This window comes from Colwellia sp. KU-HH00111 (assembly GCF_040362745.1).
Taxonomy (GTDB): domain Bacteria; phylum Pseudomonadota; class Gammaproteobacteria; order Enterobacterales; family Alteromonadaceae; genus Colwellia.
This window is the reverse complement of record NZ_BAABWO010000003.1, coordinates 263,770-284,745: the sequence shown is the minus strand read 5'-3', so window position 1 is coordinate 284,745 and position 20,976 is coordinate 263,770. Positions and strand designations below refer to the sequence as shown.

Annotated in this window: 14 protein-coding genes; 5 read left to right on the top strand and 9 right to left on the bottom strand. The window is 37.1% G+C overall.

Translation table 11 applies throughout. The features are described from left to right. Nucleotides 1–219 precede the first annotated feature (219 nt). The 5 genes from ABXG98_RS08390 (at nt 220) to rimO (ending at nt 10,317) form a co-directional block, all read left to right on the top strand. The gene (locus ABXG98_RS08390; protein ID WP_353538212.1) at nt 220–5,229 is read left to right on the top strand and encodes an nSTAND1 domain-containing NTPase; all 5,010 of its coding nucleotides are present in this window, start codon (nt 220–222) and stop codon (nt 5,227–5,229) included. A 348-nt stretch (nt 5,230–5,577) separates the two neighbouring features. Next, nucleotides 5,578–6,336 (top strand): hypothetical protein, encoded by a 759-nt coding sequence (locus ABXG98_RS08385; protein ID WP_353538211.1) that lies wholly within the window; start codon nt 5,578–5,580, stop codon nt 6,334–6,336. Nucleotides 6,337–6,352: 16 nt separating this feature from the next. Continuing rightward, nucleotides 6,353–6,895 carry a single-stranded DNA-binding protein gene (gene ssb, locus ABXG98_RS08380; protein WP_353538210.1) on the top strand — a complete coding sequence of 181 codons (543 nt, stop codon included), beginning with the start codon at nt 6,353–6,355 and terminating at the stop codon, nt 6,893–6,895. A gap of 119 nt (nt 6,896–7,014) precedes the next feature. Further along, nucleotides 7,015–8,598, top strand: a complete 1,584-nt coding sequence (locus tag ABXG98_RS08375; protein WP_353538209.1) for a PKD domain-containing protein — start codon at nt 7,015–7,017, stop codon at nt 8,596–8,598. 426 nt (nt 8,599–9,024) lie between these two features. Next, nucleotides 9,025–10,317 carry a 30S ribosomal protein S12 methylthiotransferase RimO gene (gene rimO, locus ABXG98_RS08370; protein ID WP_353538208.1) on the top strand — a complete coding sequence of 431 codons (1,293 nt, stop codon included), beginning with the start codon at nt 9,025–9,027 and terminating at the stop codon, nt 10,315–10,317. Nucleotides 10,318–10,424: 107 nt separating this feature from the next. Here the strand turns inward: rimO and ABXG98_RS08365 are convergent, their stop codons facing one another. The 9 genes from ABXG98_RS08365 to ABXG98_RS08325 all read right to left on the bottom strand — a co-directional run bounded on the left by ABXG98_RS08365 (nt 10,425) and on the right by ABXG98_RS08325 (nt 20,886). Next, nucleotides 10,425–11,630 carry a YbfB/YjiJ family MFS transporter gene (locus tag ABXG98_RS08365; RefSeq protein WP_353538207.1) on the bottom strand — a complete coding sequence of 402 codons (1,206 nt, stop codon included), beginning with the start codon at nt 11,628–11,630 and terminating at the stop codon, nt 10,425–10,427. 119 nt (nt 11,631–11,749) lie between these two features. Continuing rightward, nucleotides 11,750–14,878, bottom strand: a complete 3,129-nt coding sequence (locus ABXG98_RS08360; RefSeq protein ID WP_353538206.1) for an efflux RND transporter permease subunit — start codon at nt 14,876–14,878, stop codon at nt 11,750–11,752. After that, on the bottom strand, nt 14,875–16,185 hold the full coding sequence (locus ABXG98_RS08355; protein WP_353538205.1) for an efflux RND transporter periplasmic adaptor subunit: 1,311 nt from the start codon (nt 16,183–16,185) through the stop codon (nt 14,875–14,877). Before ABXG98_RS08355 ends, ABXG98_RS08360 begins: the two co-directional genes overlap by 4 nt. Before the next feature lie 2 nt (nt 16,186–16,187). Then, nucleotides 16,188–17,591, bottom strand: a complete 1,404-nt coding sequence (locus ABXG98_RS08350) for an efflux transporter outer membrane subunit (protein ID WP_353538204.1) — start codon at nt 17,589–17,591, stop codon at nt 16,188–16,190. Nucleotides 17,592–17,782: 191 nt separating this feature from the next. Beyond that, nucleotides 17,783–18,229 (bottom strand): YgjP-like metallopeptidase domain-containing protein, encoded by a 447-nt coding sequence (locus tag ABXG98_RS08345; protein WP_353538280.1) that lies wholly within the window; start codon nt 18,227–18,229, stop codon nt 17,783–17,785. A 303-nt stretch (nt 18,230–18,532) separates the two neighbouring features. After that, nucleotides 18,533–18,928, bottom strand: coding sequence for a CBS domain-containing protein (locus tag ABXG98_RS08340; protein WP_353538203.1), 396 nt, complete (start codon nt 18,926–18,928; stop codon nt 18,533–18,535). Beyond that, entirely contained in the window at nt 18,925–19,275 is a 351-nt protein-coding gene (locus ABXG98_RS08335) for a P-II family nitrogen regulator (protein ID WP_353538202.1), read from the bottom strand. The genes ABXG98_RS08340 and ABXG98_RS08335 overlap by 4 nt, the downstream gene beginning before the upstream one ends. A 16-nt stretch (nt 19,276–19,291) precedes the next feature. Next, entirely contained in the window at nt 19,292–20,149 is an 858-nt protein-coding gene (locus ABXG98_RS08330) for a DUF1538 domain-containing protein (RefSeq protein WP_353538201.1), read from the bottom strand. Beyond that, a complete protein-coding gene (locus tag ABXG98_RS08325) occupies nt 20,149–20,886 on the bottom strand; it encodes a DUF1538 family protein (RefSeq protein WP_353538200.1) in 738 nt (245 codons plus the stop codon). The genes ABXG98_RS08330 and ABXG98_RS08325 overlap by 1 nt, the downstream gene beginning before the upstream one ends. Between the last annotated feature and the right edge of the window lie 90 nt (nt 20,887–20,976).

Below are 20,976 nucleotides of genomic sequence, written 5' to 3'. Positions count from 1 at the left end.
CAAATAATACGTATTGGTCGTGTAGGTCAAATACCCTAATTGAGGCGCTTTTCCAATGGTTCAGCGGCTTGCAATATCAGTTTGGCGACCAGTGATGGTTGGAAAAACAATTATCGTAAGGTTACTGTATTCACTTGTTAATGCTTTAGAAATAATTATATTATTGGTAATATTACTTGTAGTGAAATCAAGTTTAATAACACAAAATGGAAGTTAATAATGCTCTACATTTTAACCAGCACAGAAACCATTCTCGAAGTTGATGTTAGAGTACAAGAAAGTCGAGTTGGTGACTCAAATGTTGAAGGTGTTTTAAACCTTAAGCTTAAAAAAGCCTTAACGACTGAATCATTTATAGAGCAGCAATCTTATTTAACAGCCTCAGCTACTGCTGCTTATGTATCTTTTAATAAGCTAGACCAGCGCCACCGTTTTCGCGCGAGTGTTAATTTACTAGCATGTAATAACGAAACTTATAATTTCACCCAAGGCAGCTCAAGCAGTGGCTTAGGCTATGCCTTAGCTTGCTTTGATGCCTGGTGGCGAATAAACTTACAAAAAAATAGCGCCTTTGCTCATCCAGTATTTGCTACAGGAGAAGTCTTAACGTCAGGCCATATAAAAGCGATTGGTCATATCGTTGAGAAGCTTGAATCGACATGTAAATATGTAGAGCAAAACCAAGACTCTATTTCATCCTTTTATCTTTGTTACCCCCAAGGTAATGATAAAGATATACCTGAGCCGCTCAGACTACGATTAGAGAGTCTTGGCGGAATATTAATTCTTTCTGAGCGATTACAGCATACTTTAGGTCAATTATTAGGTGACGCCTATGATGGTGACCCGTTAGGGCGTTGGCAGCCTTTTAAAGGATTAAAAAGCTTTAACTATGAAGACAGTGTGCGTTTTTTTGGTCGAGATAAAGATGTTGAACGTTTATACAGTGACATAAAACAAAACAGTGGTTTATTAATTGTTTCAGGTGCCAGTGGTACGGGTAAGTCCTCCTTAATTAAGGCAGGATTAATTCCTAAGTTAGAGCAAGAGCATGATGAGTTACATTGGGCATATTGCACACCTAATTTTCTAAAAAAAGAGCAAGGTGTTTTACGTTTTATTCTCGAACAATTATTTATTGCTTGGGATCTAGAAGACCAAAATATCGATGAGCTAGTTTCAACACTTAATCACTCCATTGAAGAAGGAATAACGTCTTTATCTACTTTAGTAACACCTGAGACTAAACAATGCTTATTGTACTTAGACCAATATGAAGAGGTGTTTAGTCAAAGCGAGCAAGATATTGAAAGTATTGGCAGTGAGTTAAGCATAATTGATGGCTTAGCCAAAGCGCTATCCTCATTAAATATTGTCTTAGCTATACGAAATGAATACTTGGGGCGCTTACTCGATAACCAAGCACTTCGCTCACCGATTATTTCTAATGTTGCTTCACAACTGACCTCTCAAGAATGGGAAGCCATTGTTCATGAGCAAGCGTTGTTTTCAGGTATTACCTTTGAGCAAAAAGATGAAAATAATGAAGCACTAGATTCCATTATCATTGAAGAAGCTATCAAAACTCCGTATGCATTGCCTATGGTGAGTTTTTTACTTGAGCAAATTTATAGCCAAGCTATAGAAGAAAAGACAAACGCAACAGTATTACAACACAAACATTATCAAGCACTGGGTGGGTTAACAGGTGCTATTGCTTATCGCGCATCAACGGTTTTACAAGAGAGTGAGGCATCAGAAAAAACAATCTCAACCTTCTTTGATTACTTTGTTGGGGTTAACCCTGAAGGACTACCTTTTGCAAGATGTGTTGAGCTAGCGGATATTTCATCAAACACAACGCTTGCTAATCTTGTAAAGGGCTTTATCGATGCGAACTTAATTGTAAGCGTAGCAGGAGATACAGACAGCTCAGCAGTAAAACTAGCCCATGACAGTTTGTTTACCCATTGGGATGCTTTAAATAAATGGATTGTAGATTCTAAAGAATATCTTTTATGGCGCTATAGTATTGATGGTCAATATACACGCTGGCAACAAGCAACATCAAACAATAAAGACTATTTATTAAAAGATAAGCAGCTACTTAAAGAAGGTAAAGCTTACCTTAAGTTAAACCTTATTAGTGACTCAAATCTGAATGAATACCTAAGTACCTCATTAAAACAAAAAAGCAAAAAACAACTTAGCGTGTTTTTTGTTTTTATTATTCTGCCACTGCTCCTAGCAGGTATTTATCAATGGGATAAACACCGCATTAAAACCTATTACTATTCGGCTGTAGCTGAAAGGTGGAGTGTTCCTTTTGGTATTAATGAGTTAACGGATGAGCAAGTTAGTCATCGAACCTTTAGCTATAAAATGGAGTATCAAGGTGGCGTATTAAAGCGCTTAAGTCATGTTAATAGCGTAGGTACTTTAACAAAAGATGGGAATAGAGAAAACCAAGCCTTATGGGAATATCAATATACTGAGCAAGGGCGAATTCAATCAGTAACTGTTAAAAGTGAAACCATGAAAGAAGTTCAAACAATAAACTTTCAATTTGGTGAAAACAATCAGGCCATTGCATCGTTTGATAAAAGTTTTGGTAGTAAAAACTTTAATCAAATATCAAATAATCAACAATATATGCTCTATATCGACTTAACTAACGTTGATATGACTAAAACAAACTCTGATATCTCTCAGCACTTAATAACTTACTCGCTAGATGGGTATGAGTTAAAGCGTGAATATCAAAACCCCTACGGCACACCAACACCATTTAATAATGAACATTATAGTGTTTCATCAACCTATAATAAAAAGGGCTTAAAAAACTTCGCTTCTTTTTTAGACAAAAGCGGAGGTGTCTTTGGTAGCTATGAAAATGAATATGTTTATAATTTATTTGGTCAAGTTGTTGAAGAGAAAAGAGTATATAAAAACGGAAAAGTAGCTTCGAAAAAATTAACTTACGATGAGTGGGGGAATTTAAATCACGAAGAACTTTTAAATAGCGATAAAAAAATAATTTCTGAAGAAGGGATAGCTAGAAGACATTACGAAGTTGATGTTAATGGAAATCTTATTAAAAAATACTTTACTGATTTATCGGATAATTATGTAAGTAAGAAACGTGGAATAGCAATAAACCAATTCACCTATGATGAAAGCGGTCGTGTTGCAGAGATAACCTTTTTTGATGCAAAAGAGCAAGCGGCTTTTGGATTGCAAAAGTGCCATAAAGTTTCATATGAATATGATGATAATGGTAATGGTATTAGCGAAGCTTGTTATGACTCAAAAGAAAACCTGAGTTTAAATTATTTAGGCTGTGCCCTTTTTAAAGTATTGTGGAATGAAAATGGCAACATGGTTGAGGGGCGTTGTTTGGATCAGCATAACAAACTGGCACTAATAAATTCTATTCAAGTAGCAAAGATTAACGCTACATATGATGCGTTGGGTCATCGTAACTCTTTTTCACTTTATGGCGCTGATGGTAAGCCAACGCTTAATAATGAGGGTTTTGCAAAAGCAGTTTTTAAGAATGACTCGAAAGGTAATAAAGTTGAAATTACATTTTTTGGGGTTGATGGGAATCTAATTCCTAGAGCAGATGGCACCGCTATAAGTAAATACAAATACGATGGCAGGGGAAATGTAATTGAACATTCTTTTTGGGGGAAAGATGAAAAACCAGTATATATTGATGGCATAACAAAGCTTAAGACTAAATATGATGATTTAGGGAGAGAAATAGAACAAGGTTTTTTTGATGAATTTGATGAACCTGTTATTGATGAAGAACAAAATTACCATAAAAAAGTCACTAAATATTCTGTTAAGGGTAACTATATCGCATCAATTAATTATAAGGATGAAAATGATAACTTTATTCATATCTTGTATAACAAAACGCAACAGAAAATTTATCCAATAAAAAATACAAAAATATTATCGACACCAGAGGGGGCTAAAGTTTTTATTGATAATCAGTTTTCTGGAGTCACACCTTTTCATAAGTATGTACCTTTAGGTAAGCATGAATTAAAAATTGTTAAAGCAGACTATCAAAAGCTAACGAGCATCATCAATATCACCCAAGATGAAGTTCATTCATCAAGTTTCACCTTGTCTAATATTGCCAAACCTGAAGTTATTGATGTTCAAACCATAAAGGAGAAAGCTAGCGAAGGAGATTTAGAATCTCAATTTCAACTAGGGGTTTTGTATTTAAAAGACAAAACAAAAAGACATGACGGAATCTATTGGTTAAAACAGTCGGCAAATCTAGGTTATTTGAAAGCACAACATCAATTAGCGAATGAGTATTTTATTGGGAAAAATATTGATACCGACAATGATCAAGTTTTAAAGTATTACCTTATGGCAGCAAAACAAAATGATTTAAGGGCACAGTATCAGTTGGGGAGAATATACTTTGATGGCCGTATACAAGGTAAAGACTTTGAAAAGGGAGTTAAGTGGCTCTTAATGGCGGCAAATGGAGGTTATGTAGAGGCTCAATTTTATTTAGCGAACGAGTATTTTGCTGGAAACAACATTGTTCTCGACGATGAAGAAGCTTTGAAGTATTTCTTTATGGCAGCAAAACAAAATCATTTAGGGGCAAAATATCAATTGGGGACAATATACCTTTATGGCTGGGGACAAGACAAAGACATTGAAAAAGCAATTAAGTGGCTCTTAATGGCGGCAAATGGAGGTTATGTATCGGCTTTCTCGCTCTTGGGGGGCATTTATGGAAATGAAAATTATAACGCATTTCAACAAGAAACAGCTATTTATTGGTATAAGTTAGGTGCAGAGTTGGGGGATGAAGCCTCATATGGAAGGCTAGGCACCGCATACTTATTTGGTGAAGGTGTTAATCAAGATACAAAGAATGCAGTTCTGTGGTACATGAAAGCCTTGCAATCAAAAGATAGGGTAGTAAGGTCAGATGCAGCATCTTGGTTAGGAACTATTTATGAGAATGGCTTTGGGATTTCATCTGACTTTGAAAAAGCAATTTCATTTTATAATGAAGCCATTGAAATCGATGAAAATATCACAGCGGCATATAACCTAGCTAATATGTACCTTCAAGGCCACGGTGTAGAAGTCAATTATCGAAAAGCCGTTGAATTAATGAAAATTTCTCATAGCAAAGGGAGAAAAAATGCTACTGAATGGTTGACTCGAAACGGTGAACTATAATCTCAACTAGCACTTAAACTTTGAATAAGACCTCAGGGGAAAGCTTAATCCTGAGGTCCCTCTCATCAAGGCTTTTCAATTACTTATAGAAAAGCTACTGAACATTGACATCAAATTTTACTTTTGTTTATCCATTTAAATAAAATATCAGAACTGACATTGTCACACCTAACATCTTTGATGAATAACCAGTTACCTCGCTGCTTGTAGTGGGGTGTTCATTTTGGTTAATTTAAAATCCCCCTGACTTTTTAAGTAATTAAAATTTAAAATATAAATTTTAAATTTTGTTAATTCTTACTACTTCAGTACGTTTCTATAATTGAACCCAATAAAAGTGGAACAATTATGATGAACTCTGAATATTTTAATGTTGAATTAATTAGCGCTACTTCACCAGCTTACAAAAGAAATAACAGAAAATATAAAAGAATAACTGACAAGGTTCGTCAATATAAGTCTGTTGATCACTATGCAGCTAGCTATAACAAAGCCCTATTGAAATGGGAGTTCGTTGTTCAAAGTATCCTCTCTTCAATATCAAATGAAAATAAAAATAGAATCCTCAAATTTACCGATAAAAAATCAAATGTAAGGTTTAGAGAAATTGATTTTATAGCTGAGCCTACAGCTAATGAACTTATATTTTGTGAATTAAAATTAAAAGAAAAATTTAATGCTGAAATAGGAAAAAAAGCATCAGGTTGGGCACAACTTAATAAATCAATATCTATAGCCGAAGAGAATTTTAACACGCTTAGTGGTCTTTCAATTTGCGTGGATATGTCACATATGTATGGATTAGATACTGAAGCGAATGAAGATGATTATTGTCAGATAGCTGACCTTGAAAAATCATTAACATCTCCACTATTAGAGAAACGGACTTTGTGGTTAAGCTCTATTGAAATATCAAATCAGGCAATAAAGAAGGGGTTATTGACAAAGTCTGATGTTGCCGAAATGAAAAAACTTCATAAAGAATATAAAAATCCTCTATCTGTTTTGGATGACGAAACAGACCATATAAGCAATAACCCTTTTCAAAACTTAGCATCATTATTTGATAACAGTGCTAATAACAATTCACTTGAAACACTTCATTAATAAATTAGGAAAAATCATGGCTCGCAAAGGCATTAACAAAGTAATTTTAGTCGGGAACTTAGGTCAAGATCCTGAAATACGAGTATTTCAAAATGGCGATTCGGTTGCCAATATCACCGTAGCAACATCTGAGAGCTGGAAAGATAAAAATACTGGAGAGCAACGTGAGAAAACTGAGTGGCATAGAGTTTCTATGTTTAAAAAATTGGCAGAAATAGCAGGGCAGTATCTTAAAAAAGGAAGCAAAGTGTACATTGAAGGCAGCTTGAAAACGCGTAAATGGCAAGACCAAACAGGTAATGAACGTTATGTAACTGAAGTGCACGCAAGTACGATGCAAATGCTTGAGAGTTTAAAAAATGTTGAAAATAGAGGCGCTGCTAATAACCCAAATGTTAGTCAAAATAACAACAATAATTATGCAACACCTGCTAATAATCCAACGAACATGCCTTCACATTTGCCAACAAATACTTCGGGGATGTCGGGGCAAAAAAATGTTCAGCCACCGAGCATTCCTCAGATAGATGATATTGATTGGGATGAACCACCTTTCTAAATTTGGACAATTTAAACCAGTTTACTTTTTTGTTTCTCAAACATTTTAGCTTCTAATTGATTTAGGCTTTTTATCGTCCAGCCTAGGTCTTAATAATCATAGGACGTAGAGTATTAAAAATGAAAAATATATTTGTAGCTGCTTTGCTACTGTCAACTCTTACTGCTTGCGGTGGTTCAGGATCTAATTCTGTTTCTGACTCATCAAAAAATCAAGCCCCTGTAGCTAATGCCGGGATAGATCAGAATGTTGTGACAACATCAGTGGTTATACTTGATGCTAGTGCAAGTTCTGACTCTGATGGTGACACACTGTCTTATTCTTGGTCATTAACATCATTACCTGAAAATAGTGGTGCATCATTAACTAATTCAACCGAAGCTTCACCTACTTTTACGACTGATATTGATGGATCATATGTTGCTCAGCTTATTGTTAATGATGGTACAGAAAATAGTGTTGCTGACACAGTGACTATTGTTGCAACAACCCCAAACTCTGTTCCTGTTGCAGAGGCAGGTACAGATCAAAATGTTGTAACCACAACTATAGTGACACTAGATGCTAGTGCAAGTTCTGACTCTGATGGGGACACCCTGTCTTATTCATGGTCATTAACATCACTACCTGAAAATAGCATTGCATCATTAAGTGATTCATCTAGTGCTGTACCAACATTTACGGTTGATCTTGATGGCAAATATGTCGCGCAACTTGTAGTAAATGATGGCACTGAAAATAGTGTTGCTGATACTGTAATTATTCTTGCAGAAACAGCAAACTCTATTCCTGTCGCTAATGCAGGTAATGATCAAAACCAATCTATCCATAATGTCAATTTTTCTAAAATCACATTAGATGGTTCAGCAAGTTCAGATGCAGATCACGATACATTAACTTATGCTTGGAGCTTGGTAACTAAACCTGAAGGTAGTTATGCTTCCTTAACAGATTCAACAAATGTAACTATTGACTTTATGGCTGATCTAGAAGGAGACTATATTTTCTCGTTAACAGTTAATGACGGTGAGCTTACAAGTGAAGCTGATAATGTAACCATTTCATTTTCAACTTACAATTCAACACCAACCGTCAATTCAGGTTCCAATCAAACTCAGTTTGATTTTTCTGAAGTTAAATTAAATGGCACTGGCAATGATTATGACTCTGATCTACTTACCTATGAATGGAGTTTTAAGTCAAAACCAGCAGGAAGTGTTGTTTATCTTAATGATAAGACATCTTTAACACCTACATTTATACCTGATGTTTATGGTGATTATGTTCTTTCTTTGATTGCTAATGATGGTTATGAAGATAGCTTGGAAGGCAGCGTAGTCATATCTGTGAAAAATGAAGCGGAAAAAGGAGATTACTTAGCAAGTAATATTTCAGGCTATACGTTTAGTAAAAGTACAAGTAACATTAATGGCTCTGTTACTGGTACTTATGGTTTTATAGTTAAAAATGAAAATACGCAAAGTTTAAATTGGACAAGATTAACAGTAGTTGATGCTAATGGGACAACAGTTACACATTCGACAGATCCAAGCTTGCTTGGAGGTAATGGTGTACTTTCACCGGATGAAAGCCAATCATTGACAATTTCTTTTAGTTCAGCCAAGTTGCCGTTGACGGCAAAATATGAATTTATTGATAGTACAAATAGTGCCATATGGTTTATTGTAGATAAAGTACTTTAATAAGATATTTATTTTATAAGAGTTTTACACATAAGATTAGCAAAAGGACAAAAAATGGTTGGTTGTTTATGTTATTCAACATTTTAACCAACTATTTTTAGCCTCTTATTGGGGGGACAAAATCTAACTCAAAGCATTGATTAGCACTTAGAAGCACATGTCAGTAAAGTGGCAAAGTAGCGTTCAGAGATAAAATTCGACAGTCGGCTAAGGCTTAAACCTGCCTCACAAACAAGCAATAAATTTTAGTTAAACTTACCCTGAATATGAACATTGTTGATCAAAATTCAATGTCAGTTTATGGTTAACTGAAATCATAATTAAACCCTTGATTCTAATTAGAAGATGTTTGTGTGATCGCTGAAAATTGCCAAAATATTAACGAAGCCTTTAATAACGAGACTTTTCAGTTGGATTGATGTAAGTATGCTCGGTTGCCCAAAGAACTTAGTTGATTCTGAACGAATTCTTACCCAACTTCGTACTGAAGGTTATGATGTGGTGAATTCATATGATGATGCTGAATTGGTGATCGTTAATACTTGTGGCTTTATTGATTCAGCAGTGCAAGAGTCACTTGATACCATTGGTGAAGCACTAGCTGAAAACGGTAAAGTATTGGTTACAGGCTGTTTAGGTGCTAAAAAAGATGAAATTATTGAGTTACACCCTAACGTACTAGGGGTTACTGGTCCACATGCTTATGATGAAGTATTAACGCAAGTGCATGAGCATGTTAGTAAGCCAAAGCATAATCCTTTTATTGATTTAGTACCAGAGCAGGGCGTTAAGTTAACTCCTAAACATTATGCGTATTTAAAAATATCAGAAGGGTGTAACCACCGTTGTACCTTCTGTATTATTCCTTCAATGCGTGGCGATTTAGATTCTCGCCCAGTGGGCGATGTTATCGGTGAAGCAAAGCGATTAGTAAATGCTGGGGTAAAAGAGCTGTTAGTCATTTCTCAAGATACTTCTGCTTATGGTGTAGATGTAAAGCACAAGCTTGATTTCTACGAAGGCATGCCTGTTAAAACCCACATGCAGCAACTTTGTGAAGAGCTAGCAAAGCAGGGCGTTTGGGTTCGTTTGCATTATGTTTACCCTTACCCTCATGTAGATAAAATTATCCCATTAATGGCCGAAGGTAAAATACTGCCGTATTTAGATATTCCATTTCAGCACGCAAATAAACGCATTTTGAAACTAATGAAGCGTCCCGGTAGCTCAGACCGAGTGTTAGAGCGCATTGCTAAATGGCGTGAAATTTGTCCTGAATTAGTGATTCGTTCAACCTTTATCGTTGGTTTTCCTGGTGAAACAGAAGAAGAGTTTGAAGAATTGTTAGACTTTTTAGAAGAGGCACAATTAGACAGAGTAGGCTGTTTTAAATACTCACCCGTTGAAGGCGCTACTGCTAATGAATTACCTGATCATGTTTCTGACCAAGTAATGGAAGATAGATTGCAGCGCTTTATGGCAGTACAAGCCAGAATCAGTAGCGAAAAATTACAAGCACGTATCGGTCAAGAGTACCTCATTCTAGTTGATGAAGTGAATGAGCTTGGGATTGTTGGGCGCTCGTACATGGATGCACCTGAAGTTGATGGCAAAGTGTATTTATCAGATGATTATGATGCTAAACCTGGCGATCAACTATGGGTACAAATCATTCATGCCGATGAGCATGATGTTTGGGGTGTTCGAGTAGAAGACTAATCTAACCTGCTTAACTATTATCCAAATAGTTAAGCAAAACTCTAATGGTTAAAAAAACAATTTATCCCTTGAAATATCAATCCCCACTTTTTAGCTTACCCAGTTTGTTAGGTCATCACAGGCTGCAGTTTGTTTAATTTATAATGTGAAAAAGCGAGCAATAACACCCCGATAAACACAATGAGGGCGGTTAAATAAAGGGCAGGGGTATAACTATCGTAATACTCAATAAAAGCAATACAATACAATGGTGCTAAAATTTGTCCTACACCATATGCGGCAGTGATCGCTCCCATAATGAAAACAGGATTCTTTGCTGCTATTTGCCCACCGTAATTCATAAACAAGGCCACTAGGCCAACAAAGGTCGCCCCGTAGAGTATGCCACTCAATAGGTTTAAGTAAACATTGGATGAAAAGGTTGGAATTAAAATGCCGACAATTTGTAACATCATTGCAATGATCATAATTGGTATGCTGCCAAATTTATGAGCTAAGTGCATCCAAATAATGCAAGCAGGTATACCAGCAATACCTACTACTAACCAAGTGTAACCGCCAAAACCGGCCAAACCGTCTAATGCATTGACTATATCAGGTAAAAATGTGGCCTGTACCACCATACCAACCCCTTCGGTAAAGTATGCAATAATTAAAATAATCACCAAGGGAGAAAATAACGACTTGTCGAATTTATGGGTAATTACTTCGGACAAGGGTTGTTTATCAAATGATAAAATATAGATGCAATAACAGGAAAATATTCCACCAAAAAAAGCTAAAATAAGCCAAGCGTCTTGCCAGTCGCCGCCATAAATAAAAACGGCTCGCATTAATATGTCAGTGATCACGATAGAAAATCCGAGTCCACTAAAATGAATTCCCATGGCTTTTGTTTTGTTTGTCCCCTTAAGTTTTAGCATCACAATGGCAGAGCCAACAACTAATGCCATTGCTGCACCAAAACCTGCAAACAAACGAGAAATAAGCCAAATTGTATAATTTTCACTGATGCCTAAGATCACTGATGTAACAACACACAGTAACAAACCTAATCTAAAAAATTTAACCTTAGTATGAATATCTTTAATGAAAACAGAAAAAAGTGAACCGGATAAATAACCAAGGTAGTTAACCGAAGCTAAAACACCAGCAAACGAAATACTAAGGAAATTATCCAACATTGGCGGAAGTAAAGAAGTAAATACAAAGCGAGCAACACCTACTCCAACAGTAAGCGCTAAGATCCCTGCAAGCAATATTGCACTATTGTTATTTCTGTCTAGCAAAGACATAGCATTCCATCTATTCATACTTCAATGATACCTCATGGTATCGGTATAAAGGCTGGTAAAGCAAATAGCTTTAGCTTATAAGTGATATACCACAATGCTATAACCACTTATCCATTGCTGCTATTTGCTTGCTAGGGTTAAACTTTAACCTTATGGTCATTAAATATTTTCTCTGTGTTGGTTGTTGTAAATATGGTCATTAAACGCTCAACGATTAAATAGTTAACCGGCACTAAAATTAAGGTGATAAAGGTGGCAAATAAAATACCAAAACCTAATGATACCGCCATGGGAATTAAAAACTGAGCTTGAGTTGATTGCTCAAATAGCAACGGCATCAAACCAATAAATGTGGTTAAACTGGTTAACATTACCGGTCTGAATCTTGAGGCGCCTGCTGTGAGAACTGCATCTATCAATTCACCGCCTTGATTGCGCTTTTTGTTAATAAAGTCTACTAACACGAGAGAATCATTAACTACAACACCAATGAGTGCTAACATGCCAAGTAAGCTCATAATGGTTAATTCCATCGCCATGATCCAGTGCCCAACTACAGCCCCGATCATACCAAATGGAATAATACTCATCACAATAATCGGCTGAAGGTAAGACTTAAACGGAATCGCTAGCAAGGCATAAATAATAAAAAATACAAATACTAATGCCCAACCTAAGGAGCTAAATGATTCTCGTTGCTCTTTAGCTTCTCCCTCAAGCGAATGGCTTACACCAGGGTATTGCAAAATAAGCTCGTCCAAATAGGTTTTTAAATCGGCCTGCAACGCTGTCATATTGGTGTTGGTTTTTTCGATATCTGCACTGACGTTTGCGGTTCGGTAGCGATCTATTCTTGAAATCGTCGCAGGGCTTTTACCGGGAATAAGCTGAGCAACATGTGCAAGTGGTACTTTACCGCCATTGGGGGTGGTGATAATTATGTCATCTAAATCAGAGGTTGTGCGGCGCTCTTCTAAGGGGAGACGAACCATTACCCGCACATCATCTCTTCCACGTTGCACGCGTTGTACTTGCGCGCCAAAAAAAGCATTACGAACTTGGTTGGATACATCCATACGGTTTAAGTTGAGAGCTTTACCCTGCGCTGTTAATTCTATTTGTAGCTCTTGTTTACCATCAGATAAACTGTCTGCAATATCAAATACAGTGGGATAGGTAGCTAAACGAAGCTTGACTTTGTCAGTGACTTCTTTAAGCGTTGTCAAAGAATTAGCTTTAAACTGAACATGAATAGGATCTGACGAACGGCCAATTTCAGCCCTAAAAGTGATACTTTCTGCACCTGGAATGGGTCCAATTAAATTTCGCCATTCACGGACTAATTCTGTTGATGTGATGGCTAATTCACGTGATTCAGGTGGGGTAATTTCAAAACGAACGCTACCTTGGTTCGATAAGCCACCACGCCCGCCTGTAGAGGCAAGAATATTAATAATGACACTGTTTCCTGTTGAAGGCTCAATATATTTTTTTCTTAATAACTCTGCTTTTTCAGCCATTTTTATAATATAGCTGTTCGTAATTTCAAAAGGTGCTCCAGCAGGTAATGAAATGGAAGCTCGCACTGTTTCACTGGGAATTCGAGGAAAAAAGATAAACTTTGTCCAACCACTCATAATTAAAGAAACTATCACCAAGAACACACCTATAAAACCAACTAAAGTTGCCGCTTTATGGTTTAAAGCACGCTTTAATAAAGGTTGATAAAAACGAATAATGGCACGTTCAAAGCCATCGGCAAAGCGTTGTTGTAAAAGGCTGAATTTTGATTGTTTGGCTGATGCAGAGCGAAGCTTTAAGTTTTTTAAGTGTGAGGGTAAAACAAATTTAGATTCAATTAATGAAAAAATAAGCACGGGTATCACAATCACAGGAATTTGAGCGAACAAAGGCCCACGATTTCCTTCAATAAAAGCAAGGGGTAAAAAAGCAGCTACTGTTGTTAATACGCCAAAAGTGACAGGTGTTGCAACTTCTTGAGTACCTGTAATTGCCGCTACCTCGCCAGATTCAGCGGTTTTTAAATGTGTATAAATGTTCTCACCAGTGACAATAGCATCGTCAACGACAATGCCCAGAACAAGGATAAAGCCAAACAGGCTCATCACATTTAAGGTAACGCCAAAAAATGGCATCATAATAAAAGCTCCCATAAAGGAGACAGGGATACCAATAAATACCCAAAACGCAATGGAAGGGCGCAAAAATAGTGTCAGTAATGCCAGCACCAAAATACCACCTTGTAAGGCACTTGTTGTTAAGGTAGCAATACGATTTTTGACAATTTGAGAATCGTCGTCCCAGAAGCTTAATTCAACACCTTCAGGTAAAGTGTGTTGTTGATTATTAATGTATGTTCTGACGTCATCAGCAACGTCAATAGCGCTTTGTTGACCTATACGGTATACATCAATAAATGCCGCTTGCTTACCGTTAAATCGAGTTCTAACAGGCGTTTCTTCAAAATCATCATTTACCTGAGCGATATCACTTAAGCGAATAATTGCGCCATCGGTAGTGGTTTTTATGGCTACTTGTTCAAATTCATCTTTACGGTAAGCTTGGCCTTTTGAGCGCAATAATATATCACCGCCTCGGGTTTTTAAGTTACCAGCAGAAATGTCTGTGCTTGAATTAGCAATGGCTTTAGCAACTTCTGCAATAGTTAAGCCGTACTGGCGTAATTTATCTTGAGGGATTTCAACTGATATTTCATAGTCACGAACACCACTAAGTTCTACCTGAGTAATAGCTGGAATTTTCAATAAATCATCACGCACTTTTTCAGCATATTCCCTTGTCTCTTTCTCGCTATAAATACTGGCAATGGTAACGGCTATCACTTCTCGCTTTCGTGTTGCTAGTGACACCACTGGTTTTTCAGCATCTACCGGAAAGGTATTGATTTCATCGACACGACTTTTTATGTCGGCAAGCATTTCACGCGGTTCATACCCTGTGTCTACTTCAATAGTTACGGCTGCTGCGCCTTCTTGTGAACGACTAGCAATTTGTTTAACCCCTTCTAAATCTTGCAGCGCTTCTTCAATACGAATAGCAATACTTTGCTCAACATCTTCGGGAGTAGCACCACGTAATGATACATTAACATTGATGCGATCAGTGGCAAACGAAGGGAATACTTCTAACGGAATACGATTATAAACACTAAACAAACCGGCTATTAATAAGGTGATTAATAGTAGATTGGCAGCAACGTGATTTCGAGCAAACCAAGCAATCATGAGTGATCCACCATATCAGCTGTTTTGTTGTGTGGGTGATTTTTGGTTTTTATTTTCGCAGGGGACTCGGTTGTTGAGGGGCTAGTGATTGTGACCGCCGTTCCTGAACTAATTTGTCCTAAAGAGGTTAATACTAATTCGTCTCCGGCCACTAGCCCTGTTTTAACTATTGCATCAATACCATTTTGCCAACCTAAGGTGATTGCTTTACGCATCAATAAACCATCGTTAACAATATAAACATAACTGCCTTGGTAAATCGCTTTACTGGGGATAACTAGTGCATTGTTAATGGTGCGCCCCGTTATTTTTGCACTAACGTATTGACCTATTTTAATTTGACCACTTTGATTATGCTCAATATCGTAAGGATGATTAATTTGAGCCACAACGTAAAGCTGTTGTGATGTTTCATCAATGGCACTTTCTGTGCGAATGATTTTACCTTGCCACTGTTGCTCACCTAGCAAATCTGAAGAAATAATCACATCACTTGCAGCAGCCTCTGAATCCAAGTCAATGTTAGCTTGCATTGTTGTCGCTTTTGTCACGGGCAATTGTTGGGAAGTTTGCTTGTTATTACGATATTCTTCTGGCAACTTCATTAGAGGTAAGTCTTTATTTTTTATTGGCAAACGTATTTCTACATAATCAACAGCAAAAATATCGGCTAATTGGGTGTTGCTGGAAATTACCTGGCCAATATCTATATGTTTGTTTAAAATTCGACCAGTATAGGGCGCCACAATTTTAGTGCGTTCAAGGGCAAGGTTTGCTTTAGTTAACAACGCTTGTGCTGAAGACACTTGTGCTTTCGCTGCTTCATATTGTGGTTTACGTAATACTAAGTCATTAGCTGGTTTGTTATTGCCCAGCCTGCGCCAGTCGGCTTTTGCTTGTTTTACCCGTGCTAACTCTTCTTCTAGATTTTGTTTGGCAGACAATAAACTTGCTTTAGCTATGCTAACCTCAGCACGATAATCTCTATCATCTAAGGTAATTAACACATCACCTTGTTCAAAAAAACCACCGGCTTTAAATTGTTTATTGACCCAATTAACATGCCCAGATACCTGCGAGGACAGCACACTTTGAGTGCGAGGTTTGACAGTTCCAAAGCTGTCTATTAACACTTGATAAGTTTGCGGTGTTATTGTGATGGTTTCTACCGTCATTTGTGGCGATTTTGACACTTTATTGCGTTTTGCTGTTGGTGGATTGGTAATAATAAGCATTATCAAAGCAACAGTGGCAAGAATAATAAGACCGGGTAAAAGTAATTTTTTATATGAAAAAGCGTTAGACATGGTTATTTGGCCTTATTTTCAATTGAGGGGGTACTAAAGCTGCCACCTAATGCAAGATGTAAGTTGACTCTGTTGCTAAGTAGTTGAAGTTTAATTTTTATCAATGATGACTGAGCATCAACGGCTCGCTTTTTTGCATCAAGTACGGTGGTATAACTCACTAAGCCACTTTGATATTGTTCAAAAGATAAGTCGGCTGCAACAGTGGCATTTTCTTGAGCTGCTAACATAGCCGTATAACTGAGTTTTAAGTTTTTTTCAGTGGTGATCGCATTTTCAACTTCTGCAAACGCAAGATATAGGGCATCAAGATAGATTTTTTCACCCTGTTTCAGTGTTAGTCGAGTTTTTTCTTCGTTAGCTTTTAAGCGACCGGCATTAAAAATAGGGGCGGTAACACTGCCTAATAAAGACCAAGCAAGAGATGAGCTTGAGAGTAAATCACTAATGTCAGTATTTGTATCGCTTAGCGAACCAGACAAAGTTATGCTTGGGAAGCGTTGTTTATGGGCATAAGCTAGTGCTGCATCTTGAGAAAGTAATTGATACCAACTCGCTTTTAAGGTTGGTTTTCTTCTGATAAGGGTGGATGGTAAACCCACAGGGATATCATTATTGAGCAAGGGCAAATGTGAATTAACAACTAGGCCACCTTTAGGGTAACTACCAATTAAGTGTTCAAGCGCTCTAATGGCTTTTGCTGTAGATGTTTTTTGTGCAGCAACTAACGATAACTCACTATTTAATTCATTGCGAGCGAGATAAACATCAAGGGCCTCGGTTAATCCTGCATTATAACTAGACTCAATCATTGCTAAATTATGCTGAGAGGTTTTTACCCTATCTTCATATAACGCAAGTAATTTCTGCGCTTCAATCACTTGAAACCACGCGGTGACAACATTGGCGACTAATTGTTGTTGGAAATGTTCATATTCATTTTTTTTTGCAAGGTAACTATAATGACTTATACGCTGCGAATCGTTTAGTTTTCCTAAAAAGTCGACCTCGTAACTTAAATTAAGGCCGATGCTATTTGTGTTACTATACGTATCAGTTTGGCTGTTTTTAGTTCTGTCACTACGTAGCGCAAGATCGAGTGCTGGCCACAGAGCACTACCTGAAAAAATAACTTGCTGCTCTGCAATTTTGAGATTGTAAGCTTGAATGGCGAGTTGATGATTAGACGTTAATGCTTTCTCTACTAGCTGGTGCAATTGGCGATCATTAAACTGCGATAACCAATTATTATCAACCTTAGTCGCTTGCTGATTTACTTGCCAGTTTGTTGGTAATGGTATGTCCTTAATACCTTTATCGATTTGTGAAGTGTTACTACAAGCCAATAAAAATAATGCTGATAGGGTAGATAGCAAGGGAAGTTTTAGTCGATAACGACGGGTCATAAAGCCTGCGCCTGTGTTGAAATAGCAAATAAGTTAGTTTACTGAAACAACTCAAAAGGCGGTAGTGACTTTACATATTTTTACACAAAAGATGATGATTTTTACAGGGTAATAATGCTACAGGCATAAGCTCAATTCTGGCTGGTTAACTTGTAATTAAACCGCTACATTACGTTATATTAGATCAGAAACTAATTATATATCTGACCAATATTGTCTATTTGAGTGAGGTAAATTCTTAAATCAAGCTCAATCTGATGGTAACTTGGTAGCATATGTTGGCACAGCTGGTAAAACGCTTTGTTGTGCTCTTTTTCTTTTAAATGAGCTAATTCATGAACCACAATCATCTCAAGAAAGGCTTCGGGGGCTGTTTTAAATACTGTTGCAACACGTATTTCATTTTTACTTTTTAACTTATTGCCTTGAACTCTAGAGACGAAACTATGTAAACCTAATGCATTGTTGATGACATGAATTTTATCATCGAATTTTACTTTACTAAGCGGTGAAGACTTTTTTAAAAATTTATTTTTAATATCAATAGTATAGTTTCTTAAGGCTTTATCATTGACTATAGAGTGCTTATTTGGGTATTTACCTAGCAGGTATTTGCTTAAGGTTTTTTTATTGAGCATATCATAAACTTGATTTTGTATTGTGCTTGGGTAAGCGCTAAGGTATTTGAGTTTGGTCAAGAAAGTGTGCTCTTTTCGTTATATACTTAGTTATTGTACAAATAGAGCCTTGTGAGTTCAAGGCTCTAAATTCAGTAGGCTTTACCTACAGCTCAGATCTAGATACTGAGCTTTATCTGATAAATACTAGTTTGATTCTCATTTAGTGAAGCCTGAACAGCCAAAGCACACAGCTCTCATTGAAAAAAAATTGCTTTGAATCGCTTCTAGCCTCTTTGTTAAACTGTGAGTGCTTAGGTGACTCTATTCAATTTGGCTAAAAACCATATTGGTATAGTCAACCATGCCAATAATTGCTTTATTCTCAATCACTGGAGCTAAGTGGATACTAAAGCGCTCAAATAATCGCGCGCAATACCTTACATCCATATCAGGTAAAACCATCATCAGCGGCTTAGCCATTATTTCATATAAATTAACGCGATCGGGCGAACGATCTTTAGCGATCACCTCTTTGGCAATATCTGCCAGCATCACCAAACCATATTCATCGTGCTCATTACGTTTATTTATAATTAATGCGCTGACGTTATGGGTTTTGGCTAATTGAATACCTTCAGCAACCGTCATCATACCATCAGCAAATTGGAAGGTATCAGTGGTCATAACATCTTTAACTTGGACTAATTTATGGTTCATAGCTCTTCCTCAACTTTACCTTTTAAGCGCTCAACTTGATGAGCTACACCGACGGCATCTTCTACATTTAATTGAATGGCAATACCTTTACCGGGATCTTGATCAAACCCAGCTATTTTACTAATGCGTTCAAGTATTTTTCGTGATAAATGCTCTTCAACCACAAACAGTAATACATCTCTTTGGGTCTCAAGTTGCATACCAAAAAAAGTTCGTTGACGCTTTAGCCCCTCGCCTCTGGCATGATTTATTATGGTAGCGCCTGTTGCACCTGCCATTCTTGCACCTTTCATAACATCGTCTGTTACCGAATCGTCAACAAAGGCAACAATTAATTTAAATTGCATATGATCACCTATCTTATTAATCTTTTTGTGACTCAATTATAGAGTCTTTTTGTCGTTGTTTTAACTTGCGTTTATTTACTTTTATACGTTTTCTTTTTTCCATTTTCTTTTCAATTTGATGGGCTTTTATCTCGGTTAACTGAGCATATGCCATCACAGCAATTATCGGAAACAAGCTCGCGAATGCGATTAAGCCAAATCCATCAATTAGTGGACTACGCCCCGGGATAGTACTAGCCAAACCTAGGCCAAGTGCTGCTACTAATGGAACTGTAACAGTAGAGGTTGTAACACCTCCTGAGTCATAAGCCAAAGGAACAATTAATTTTGGACAATAGAAGGTTTGCACTACCACTACAATGTAACCAGCGATAATATAGTAATGAATTGGGTGGCCAACAACAATGCGATAACTACCTAAGGCAATACCAATAGCAACACCAATTGCGACAGAAATTCTCAGGCTGTTGGCATTAATAGCTCCCCCTGACACTTCTTCTGCTTTAATGGCTACAGCAATAAGTGAAGGCTCGGCAATAGTAGTGCTAAAGCCAATGGCAGCAGCAAACAGGTAGACCCATTTGTAATCAGACCAATGAATAGTGGTTAACACATGCTCTGCTGAGTGAATAAATTCAGGAGCAGTTAACTGCTCAGCCATCATTTTACCTAATGGAAATAACGCTTTTTCTAAGCCGAGTAAAAATAATGATAGTCCAATGAGTACATAAACAAAACCAAATCCCACTTGTTTGATATGTGGGATAGGTTTGCGAATCACCAAAAGTTGGAAACCTAAAATTATCGATAAAATAGGCAATACATCAATAACTGTATTTTTTAGGGTGACAATAAATTCTAACAATAGAGCCATTAGTTGATCACCATGCCGTACATCATGACAAAAATCATTGGGGTTAACGAGGCAAATGCAATTAAACCAAAGCCATCAATCATAGGATTTCTTCCTTTAATCGCTGATGCTAAACCAACGCCTAAAGCTGTTACTAGCGGCACGGTAATAGTTGATGTGGTTACGCCTCCTGAATCATAAGCGATGCCAATAATCCAGCTCGGTGCAATGATGGTCATTAATACCACAATCACATACCCCCCTAATATCAAATACTGAATTGGCCAACCGCGCAGGATCCTTAATACCCCAACTACTATGGCAAAGCCAACAGCAAAGGCGACAGTAAAACGCAAACCGTTGGCATAGGAAAGCTGTGACGCTGTGTTATCTTCAATAATACCACCAGATGCAGCGACAATAGCTGCTTCTTTAGCGACTGCAATTAACGACGGCTCTGCGACGGTTGTGCCAAACCCTAAACAAAAAGCAAAGGTTAACAGCCAACTGATACTGCCTTTTTTAGCAAACGCTTGCGCCATCGACTCACCGATAGGGAATAACCCCATTTCTAACCCATAAATAAAAAAGGTTAATCCTAGTACGACAAGTGATAAACCGATTAGAATATCACTAATATTGGGCATAGGCTGTTGCAGTACGGCAAATTGAAAAAATGCAATAACGAGGATAATAGGTAGTAAATCTTTACAACTACCTAGTAGGGCTTTTAGAAAAACAACAAATTGATGATTCATAAAAATCCTGTGGAGGTGAATACTTACTAGTATAAAACCTATTAAAACAATAACATTGATTTAACACAATGTTATTGTTTGTTTATTGTT

What these genes read in the sequence shown, in the direction of transcription:
- ABXG98_RS08390 (WP_353538212.1), top strand. Translation starts at nt 220, where the DNA reads ATGCTCTACATTTTAACCAGCACAGAAACCATTCTCGAAGTTGATGTT.
- ABXG98_RS08385 (WP_353538211.1), top strand. Translation starts at nt 5,578, where the DNA reads ATGATGAACTCTGAATATTTTAATGTTGAATTAATTAGCGCTACTTCA.
- ssb (WP_353538210.1), top strand. Translation starts at nt 6,353, where the DNA reads ATGGCTCGCAAAGGCATTAACAAAGTAATTTTAGTCGGGAACTTAGGT.
- ABXG98_RS08375 (WP_353538209.1), top strand. Translation starts at nt 7,015, where the DNA reads ATGAAAAATATATTTGTAGCTGCTTTGCTACTGTCAACTCTTACTGCT.
- rimO (WP_353538208.1), top strand. Translation starts at nt 9,025, where the DNA reads ATGCTCGGTTGCCCAAAGAACTTAGTTGATTCTGAACGAATTCTTACC.
- ABXG98_RS08365 (WP_353538207.1), bottom strand. Translation starts at nt 11,630, where the DNA reads ATGAATAGATGGAATGCTATGTCTTTGCTAGACAGAAATAACAATAGT.
- ABXG98_RS08360 (WP_353538206.1), bottom strand. Translation starts at nt 14,878, where the DNA reads ATGATTGCTTGGTTTGCTCGAAATCACGTTGCTGCCAATCTACTATTA.
- ABXG98_RS08355 (WP_353538205.1), bottom strand. Translation starts at nt 16,185, where the DNA reads ATGTCTAACGCTTTTTCATATAAAAAATTACTTTTACCCGGTCTTATT.
- ABXG98_RS08350 (WP_353538204.1), bottom strand. Translation starts at nt 17,591, where the DNA reads ATGACCCGTCGTTATCGACTAAAACTTCCCTTGCTATCTACCCTATCA.
- ABXG98_RS08345 (WP_353538280.1), bottom strand. Translation starts at nt 18,229, where the DNA reads ATGCTCAATAAAAAAACCTTAAGCAAATACCTGCTAGGTAAATACCCA.
- ABXG98_RS08340 (WP_353538203.1), bottom strand. Translation starts at nt 18,928, where the DNA reads ATGAACCATAAATTAGTCCAAGTTAAAGATGTTATGACCACTGATACC.
- ABXG98_RS08335 (WP_353538202.1), bottom strand. Translation starts at nt 19,275, where the DNA reads ATGCAATTTAAATTAATTGTTGCCTTTGTTGACGATTCGGTAACAGAC.
- ABXG98_RS08330 (WP_353538201.1), bottom strand. Translation starts at nt 20,149, where the DNA reads ATGGCTCTATTGTTAGAATTTATTGTCACCCTAAAAAATACAGTTATT.
- ABXG98_RS08325 (WP_353538200.1), bottom strand. Translation starts at nt 20,886, where the DNA reads ATGAATCATCAATTTGTTGTTTTTCTAAAAGCCCTACTAGGTAGTTGT.